This window comes from Elstera litoralis, from assembly GCF_000963705.1.
Classification (GTDB): Bacteria; Pseudomonadota; Alphaproteobacteria; order Elsterales; family Elsteraceae; genus Elstera; species Elstera litoralis.
Map to the genome: position 1 here is coordinate 1 of NZ_LAJY01000459.1, position 1,602 is coordinate 1,602.

The 1,602-nt window shown below is 61.4% G+C and carries 2 protein-coding genes; one reads left to right on the plus strand and one right to left on the minus strand.

Going from position 1 to position 1,602, the window contains the following annotated elements:
* Positions 1–336: hypothetical protein (locus VZ95_RS24325; RefSeq protein WP_156995345.1), on the minus strand; the 336-nt coding region annotated here is incomplete at its 3' end.
* A 195-nt stretch (positions 337–531) separates the two neighbouring features.
* On the opposite strand from VZ95_RS24325, the gene VZ95_RS15735 reads away from it, so the two are divergent.
* A partial coding sequence (locus tag VZ95_RS15735; protein WP_052711839.1) for a hypothetical protein occupies positions 532–1,602 on the plus strand: 1,071 nt, incomplete at its 3' end.

Consider the following 1,602-nt stretch of genomic DNA (forward strand, 5'->3'; position numbering starts at 1 on the left):
AATTTTTCCTATTTTTAATTTTGAAAATACTCTATGATATAGGCAATAGTCATCGGTTTCTGACCAATTGTATTCCCAAAATGTTAATTGAGTGCCGACACCGACAACGGTGCGTTTGACTGCCGTCTCCCAGCCTTCAAGATAAAAATGCAAGCGAGCTTCAGAGGGCGCAACATCGAACTCGCTGGGGTTTGTTGTCATAGTCGTATCTATTCGCGGTGCGCGGAAGCGCGCGTAGTAATGCTCCTCGCACGCTGTAAGCGCTTGTGCAGGCTCAGGCTCAGGCTCGCAAGCGCCCAGGATCAAAATACCCGCAAGAAGCAGAAAGCGCAGCATCCGGCAGCCCCTAAAAAGTTGTGCAACCATCGCACTTCCGGCGTGTGCGGGTCCAGAACATCCCCTTGAACGGGCAGAGCCGGGCGAATTTATGGCCCGCCGCAATTGCCCCACAGTTCCTGTGTAACCTTTCCGCAAGTCCTGGCGAATCAGGGTCAGACCGCGCCGACGACCGGCACACCGCAGGAGCGTGTGATGATCCAAGATATTTTTCGCCTGGCCCATACCACCGAGCACCCCGACGCGGTTGCGGCCTTCGAGCGTGCGACTGAGGAAGTGGCCGCCCATCGCCCCGGTGCCGGGGTGGCTTTGGCTGAGGCGCTGGTTGCCGATCCGCAGTTGGTGGCAGGGCACTGTCTGAAGGGCTTTGCCCAACTCATCCTTGCCCGCGCGGAACTGCAGTTCGGGGCGGAGGCGGCGCTCCTGTCGGCAGAACAAGCGCTTCAGGCCAAGGGCGGCGGCTCGGAGGACGAAACCTTGCTGGTCTTCGCCTTGCGCCGCGCCATTGAGGGCAAATTCCACGCGGCGGCGGATGTGCTGGAGGCGATCACCACCGCGCGCCCCACAGTCTTTCTGCCGTTAAAACTTAGTCAGGCGCTGCGCTTTATGGTCGGGGATTTGGCGGGGATGTTGGCGCGCACGGAAGCCCTCGCCCCGGCCTATGATCCGGCGCTGGACGGCTACGGCTATTTCCTCGGCTGCCACGCTTTCGCGTTGGAAGAAGCCGGGCGCTATGAGGAGGCCGAGCGCATCGGCCGGGCGGCCGCGCTGGCCGAACCGAAAGACGCCTGGGGTATTCACGCCGTCGCCCATGTGTATGAAATGCGCCATCAGCCCGCCGATGGGATTGCTTGGATTAATCAACAGCGCGCTTCCTGGACCGGCTGCAACAATTTCGCCTATCATCTCGCCTGGCATCAGGGCCTGTTCCATCTAGAACAGGGGGACGCCGACGCGGCTTTGCACCTTTATGATACGGAAATCCGCGCGCAACCGACCGATGATTTCCGCGACATCACCAATGCCGCGTCCTTGCTGTGGCGCTTGACCGAACAGGGGATTCCGGTCGGCACGCGCTGGGAGGAGTTGGCGGACCGGGCGCGGCACCGCAAGTCCGATGGAACCTATATGTTTGCCGCCCTCCATCATCTGCTCTCGCTGCTGGCGACCGGCGATTTTGCCAGCGCGCGCGACTGCGTGGCGATGATCGGCGCGCGGGCGGAAGGCGCGGGCGATCAAGCGCGGGTGCGGCCCTGGTGGCGCGCG